Below are 6,692 nucleotides of genomic sequence, written 5' to 3'. Positions count from 1 at the left end.
GGATCCAATTTATTCAAAAATTGTTGAGATTGATTTGTCCACCATTGTTCCAAGTATTTCTGGTCCCAAACGGCCACAGGATTTAATTGAATTGACAAATGCTAAGCAAGAATTTCAAGCGAGTCTTATCCGAGAAGCTGGTGTTCGAGGTTTTGGTTTGCCAAGAGAGGAATTGAGGAAGACAGCGACGGTATTGTTTGATGATTATGAAGAAGAGATTAAAACGGGTCATGTCGCTATTGCAGCAATTACTAGTTGTACTAATACCTCCAACCCATATGTCTTAATGGCGGCAGGCTTAGTAGCTAAACGTGCTGTGGAAAAAGGATTGCGTGTTTCAAAAACAGTCAAAACGTCACTTGCACCAGGCAGTAAGGTTGTTACGGCCTATTTGAAGGAGAGTGGTCTCCAAGTCTATCTGGACAAATTAGGTTTTAATGTTGTTGGATATGGCTGCACCACTTGCATTGGCAATTCTGGAAATTTGTTACCAGAAGTGGCAAAAGCAATTACGGATACAGATTTACTTGCTAGCGCTGTCCTATCAGGTAATCGGAATTTTGAAGGACGAATCAATCCTTTGGTTAAAGCAAATTTTTTAGCTAGTCCGCCACTGGTGGTCGCTTATGCTTTAGCTGGGAATACAAATATTGATTTAACAAGTGAACCGCTTGGATATGATAGGAATGGGCTACCTGTTTACTTCATGGATCTTATGCCAAATCATGATTTGGTAGCAGACTATGTACAAAAATACGTTACCAGTAGTTTGTTTAAAAAAGAGTATGAGCATGTTTTTACTGATAGTGAAAAATGGAATCAAATTTCAACAACAAAGTCGAAAATCTATCACTGGAATCAAGCCTCTACTTATATACAAAATCCTCCTTACTTTGATGGCTTGGAAGATGATACAAGCATTCAACCATTGAAAAATCTAGCTGTTTTAGCAAAGTTTGGAGATACAATTACGACAGACCATATTTCTCCAGCAGGAAATATTGCTAGAAATAGTCCAGCAGCATCATATCTAGAGGAACATGGTGTAAGCTATCAAGACTTTAATTCTTATGGTAGTCGTCGCGGGAATCATGAAGTGATGATGAGAGGCACCTTTGCCAATATTCGGATAAAAAATGAACTAGCAGCTGGAAAACTTGGTGGTTATACAAAGTATAAGGGTGAACTGATGCCGATTTATGAAGCTGCTATGTGTTATAAGAAAGAAAAAGTGGATACGATTATTTTGGCAGGTCGAGATTATGGTATGGGTTCTAGTCGTGATTGGGCAGCTAAAGGAGCAAATCTTTTGGGTGTTAAAGTGGTTTTAGCTGAAAGTTTTGAAAGAATTCACCGCTCCAATTTAGTCATGATGGGCATTCTGCCTCTTCAATATTTGGACGGCGAAAATGCTCAAAATCTTGGATTAACTGGAAAAGAAACGTTTGATATTCAATTGCCGAAAGAGCCACAGGTAGGACAAGTCATAACGGTTATTGCAAAAGAAGGCGATCGAATTGCACGATTTAAAGCACGTCTTCGTTTTGATGCAGACGCGGATATTCGTTATTATGAAAATGGGGGAATTTTACCAATGGTGGTTAGAAAGAAATTGCAAGAGGTAAAACAATGACACAAAGCAATGGTTTAAAAGATACGATTGCCTGTGAGACTCGTATCAGTCAGATTATAGATGATACTCTTTCTTATGCAGGCTATAATATTTCCGAATTGATGGAGAATAATGCAAGTTTTGAAGAAGTTATTTACCTACTTTGGAATTTGCATTTGCCAACTCAGATTGAATTGAAACATTTTGTGAACGATTTGCGTGCCAACTATGTCATTAGTGATGCGGTGGAACAATGTATTCTCATCCAGTCGCGCAAGCATCTGCATCCAATGAGTGTATTACGTTCTACAGTTAGTCTTTTAGGAGTCTATAATATCCATGCTGAAGAGACGTCTCTAGAAGCAACTTATGAACAAAGTATTCAATTGATGGCTAAGATTCCAACGATTATTGCAACATTTACAAGGTTGAGATCGGGGCAAACTCCGATTGAACCGAGAAAAGATTTAGGATTTGCAGCGAACTTTTTATATATGTTAAATGGGCAGGAACCATCAGAATTAGAAATTCGAGCTTTCAATCGTGCTTTGGTTCTTCATGCAGATCACGAGCTAAATGCTTCCACTTTTGCAGCGCGGGTCTGTGCTTCCACTTTAACCGATATTTATTCTTGTGTGACGGCGGCAATCGGCGCTTTAAAAGGGTCACTTCATGGAGGAGCCAATGAATGCGTCTTTGACATGTTAAAGGAAATTAAAGCAGAGGGTGATACGAATGCATATTTGGATCGAAAATTAGCTTCACATGAAAAAATCATGGGCTTTGGTCATCGTGTTTATAAAACACAGGATCCTCGTGAAAAATATTTGCGAGAAATGGCAGAGGAATTGACAAAAGGAACAGAAAAAGAAATTTGGTACCAGATTTCAGAAGACATCGAACGTTATATGAAGCACACCAAGCATTTGATACCGAATGTAGATTTTTACTCAGCAACGGTTTACCATGTTTTAGGTATTGACAGTAGTATCTATACATTGATTTTTGCAATGAGTCGGGTGTCTGGCTGGATTGCTCACATTCAAGAGCAACGCAAAAATAATAAGTTGATTAGACCTCGCTCTCATTATGTTGGCGCTCAAAATTTACATTATATTCCTATTGGGAGGAGATGAAATGGCAGAAAGAATCCGTCTTGTGAATAAAAAGTTGCTCGTTCCTAATAATCCCATTATCCCTTATATCGAAGGTGATGGAATTGGGCATGACATTTGGAAAAATGCACAGCTTGTCTTGGATAAAGCGGTGGAGATAGCTTATGGAAGCAGTAGAAAGATTTTTTGGAAAGAGATATTGGCGGGAGAAAAAGCCTTTCGTTTGACAGGAGAATGGTTTCCAGAAGAGACTTTAACGACAATTCAGCATCATTTAGTTGCGATTAAAGGTCCTCTTACAACTCCTGTTGGTGGTGGCATTCGTTCTTTAAATGTTGCCTTGCGTCAAGAACTAGATCTCTACGCTTGTGTACGTCCCGTACGGTATTTTGCGGGCGTTCCTAGCCCACTACGACATCCTGAAAAGACGGATATGACCATTTTCCGTGAAAATACCGAAGATATTTATGCAGGAATTGAATGGGAAGGTGAGTCTGATGAGGCTCAAAAAGTGATACAATTTTTACAAAAGGAAATGGGAATTGATAAAATTCGTTTTCCGAAGACGAGTGCTATTGGCATTAAACCAATTTCACGCCAAGGAAGTGAACGGTTGATTCGTGCAGCGATTCATTATGCTCTATCTGCCAATGTAAAAAACGTAACTCTGGTTCATAAAGGGAATATCCAAAAATTTACAGAAGGTGGTTTCAGAAAATGGGGCTATGAGCTTACCGAGAAGGAGTTTGCAAAGGAATTAGCAGCTGGGCAATTGATTGTGACAGATGTGATTGCAGATAATTTTTTACAACAAATTCTGTTAAATCCTGAAAAATTTCAAGTAGTAGCTTTGACAAATTTGAATGGAGATTATGTTAGTGATGCGCTGGCTGCTCAAGTCGGCGGCATTGGTATTGCTCCTGGAGCTAATATCAATTATGAAACAGGTCATGCTATTTTTGAAGCAACGCATGGAACGGCTCCTGATATCGCAGATCAAAATAAAGCAAATCCTTGTTCACTTTTATTGTCTGCCTGCATGATGTTTGATTACATTGGATGGTCCGAAGCTGCGCAAGTTATTATAAAAGCGATTGAAAAAGCGTTAGCACTTCAAAAGATGACAGATGATTTTGCTAGTCAGATAGAAGGTGTTCCTGCGCTTTCAACGAGTGATTTCACTCAGGTTTTATTAGATTTTTTAGCTTAGGTTCTGATTTTCACACATGAAACAAACGGCAAAGAAGCTGAGACAAAAGTTTCTGATTTCAATATTCGTTGCATAATGAATGAACGACACCATAGCTGGTTGCTCAAATAGCATAGCAAACTATCTTCTCCCTTTTATCGAAATTTTTATTTTTTAAAGAATTTGACTATATAAAAATCTCAAAATATGGTAAAATAGTACAGATAAAATAAGGAGAATAAAAATGGTAGCCCCGAAATATAAACGTATTTTAATCAAATTATCAGGTGAAGCTCTTGCTGGTGAGAAAGGGATTGGAATTAACATTTCAACCGTTCAAAAAATGGCAGAGGAAATCAAGGAAGTACATGATTTGGGTATTGAAATTGCCCTTGTTATCGGCGGTGGGAATCTCTGGCGTGGAGAGCCTGCGGCAGAAGCAGGAATGGATCGTGTGCAGGCTGATTACACAGGAATGTTAGGAACAGTCATGAATGCCTTGGTCATGGCGGATTCACTTCAACAAGTGGGTGTGGATACGCGAGTACAAACAGCGATTGCGATGCAGCAAGTAGCAGAACCTTATATTCGCGGACGCGCTCTGCGACACTTGGAAAAAGGACGTATCGTTATTTTCGGTGCTGGAGTTGGTTCTCCCTACTTCTCAACAGATACAACAGCTGCTCTTCGTGCGGCTGAGATTGAAGCTGATGCGATTCTGATGGCAAAAAATGGTGTAGACGGCGTTTATAACGCTGATCCGAAGAAAGATAAGACTGCGGTGAAATTTGATGAATTAACCCACCGTGACGTGATTAACAAAGGTCTTCGTATCATGGATTCAACGGCTTCAACTCTTTCAATGGATAATGACATTGACCTTGTTGTCTTTAATATGAACGAACCTGGTAATATCAAACGCGTTGTCTTTGGTGAGCAAATCGGAACAACCGTTTCAAATAATGTAGAAAAAGAAGAGGAATGATTTATGGCAAATGCAATTGTAGAAAAAGCGAAAGAAAGAATGACACAGTCACACCAAAGTTTGGCGCGTGAATTTGGCAGCATTCGTGCTGGTCGTGCGAACGCCAGCCTTTTGGATAGGATTTCAGTTGAGTACTACGGAGTGGAAACTCCGCTCAATCAAATCGCGTCTATCACGATTCCTGAAGCGCGTGTTCTTTTGGTGACGCCATTTGACAAATCTTCTATCAAAGATATTGAGCGCGCACTCAACGCTTCTGATCTTGGCATCACCCCTGCAAGCGATGGTACGGTTATTCGTTTGGTCATTCCTGCTTTGACAGAAGAAACTCGCCGTGACCTTGCTAAGGAAGTGAAGAAGGTCGGCGAAAATGCTAAAATTGCTATTCGTAATATCCGCCGTGACGCTATGGATGAAGCTAAAAAGCAAGAAAAAGCAAAAGAAATTACTGAAGATGAATTGAAAACACTTGAAAAAGATATTCAAAAAGTTACAGATGAGGCTGTTAAGCATATTGATGATATGACTGCCAGCAAGGAAAAAGAATTGATTGAAGTGTAAGCTTTTCTCTGTATGTAGTAAAAAATAGAAAGCAAGGAGGGGGGACGAAATCAGTCGTTTCCTAGAAACTTGATTTCGTCCCACTTCCGCAAAGTTGAGTAGGGCTGTAAAAGTTGATTGATTAACGAGTTAGAGCCCACTCAGCAGTGATTGATTAGGCACTAAAGTGCCAAATAATTGTGCATGGGAAACTCTAATTGACTAAAGTCAACATAGTTTCTCCAAATCACTGCGTCTTAGAATGATAACTATATAAACAAAGGAAGCTGAACACTTTTGTTCCAGCTTCTTCTTTTGAAGTAGGAAGAAAGTTTCATATCCGCTTCGAACGATAGAAAGATAAAAAATGAATACAAATCTTGCAACATTTATAACAGGTCTTGTAACCGATGAAAACGATCGCTTTTACTTTGTTCAAAAGGATGGTCAGACTTATGCTTTAGCTAAAGAAGAAGGTAAGTATCAGCTAGGAGAAACGGTCAAAGGTTTTGCTTATAGTGATATGAAACAGAGACTTCGCCTGACGACTCTCGAAGTCACAGCAACTCAGACGACTTTTGGCTGGGGAGCAGTGACGGATGTTCGTAAGGACTTAGGTGTTTTTGTTGATACAGGACTTCCAGATAAGCAAATTGTAGTGTCTCTCGACATTTTGCCAGAAATAAAAGAACTTTGGCCTAAAAAAGGCGACCGCCTCTATATTCGTTTGGATGTAGACAAAAAAGACCGCATTTGGGGGCTTTGGCCTACCAAGAAGATTTCCAGGAATTAGCTCGTCCAGCCTATAATAACATGCAAAATCAAAATTGGCCGGCTATTGTTTATCGTTTGAAGTTATCTGGAACCTTTGTCTATCTGCCTGAAAATAACATGCTGGGCTTTATCCATCCCAGCGAGCGCTATGCTGAGCCGCGTCTGGGCCAGGTATTGGATGTGCGTGTCATTGGTTTTCGTGAGGTGGATAGGACTTTGAACCTTTCGCTCAAACCACGCTCTTTTGAAATGCTGGAAAATGATGCTCAGATGATCCTGACTTATCTGGAGACTAACGGTGGCTTCATGACCTTGAATGATAAGTCAGCTCCAGAGGATATTAAGGCGACTTTCGGCATTTCCAAGGGACAGTTTAAAAAAGCCCTGGGTGGCCTCATGAAAGCTGGTAAGATTAAACAGAACGCGACTGGGACGGAGTTGATTTGAGATACCAATTTGCTTTGCTTTCGAGATTTT

5 protein-coding genes and 1 pseudogene are annotated in these 6,692 nt (G+C 39.9%); all 6 read left to right on the top strand.

Annotation, left to right across the window (positions count from 1 at the left end):
* A partial coding sequence (gene acnA, locus HMPREF2887_RS05120) for an aconitate hydratase AcnA (protein ID WP_148131497.1) occupies positions 1 to 1,633 on the top strand: 1,633 nt, incomplete at its 5' end.
* Positions 1,630 to 2,748, top strand: coding sequence for a citrate synthase (locus tag HMPREF2887_RS05115; protein ID WP_021001443.1), 1,119 nt, complete (start codon positions 1,630 to 1,632; stop codon positions 2,746 to 2,748). The genes acnA and HMPREF2887_RS05115, both read left to right, overlap by 4 nt.
* The gene (gene icd / locus HMPREF2887_RS05110; protein ID WP_171004456.1) at positions 2,735 to 3,937 is read left to right on the top strand and encodes an NADP-dependent isocitrate dehydrogenase; all 1,203 of its coding nucleotides are present in this window, start codon (positions 2,735 to 2,737) and stop codon (positions 3,935 to 3,937) included. Before HMPREF2887_RS05115 ends, icd begins: the two co-directional genes overlap by 14 nt.
* 223 nt (positions 3,938 to 4,160) lie before the next feature.
* Positions 4,161 to 4,901, top strand: a complete 741-nt coding sequence (gene pyrH, locus HMPREF2887_RS05105) for a UMP kinase (RefSeq protein WP_003025453.1) — start codon at positions 4,161 to 4,163, stop codon at positions 4,899 to 4,901.
* Between the two features lie 3 nt (positions 4,902 to 4,904).
* On the top strand, positions 4,905 to 5,462 hold the full coding sequence (gene frr / locus HMPREF2887_RS05100; protein WP_003034284.1) for a ribosome recycling factor: 558 nt from the start codon (positions 4,905 to 4,907) through the stop codon (positions 5,460 to 5,462).
* 346 nt (positions 5,463 to 5,808) lie between these two features.
* Positions 5,809 to 6,662, top strand: a pseudogene (cvfB, locus tag HMPREF2887_RS05095) (RNA-binding virulence regulatory protein CvfB).
* Positions 6,663 to 6,692 lie beyond the last annotated feature (30 nt).

The organism is Streptococcus sp. HMSC071H03, assembly GCF_001813035.1.
GTDB lineage: Bacteria > Bacillota > Bacilli > Lactobacillales > Streptococcaceae > Streptococcus > Streptococcus anginosus.
The sequence above is the reverse complement of the archived record's forward strand: the minus strand, read 5'-3'. Positions and strand labels throughout refer to the sequence as shown.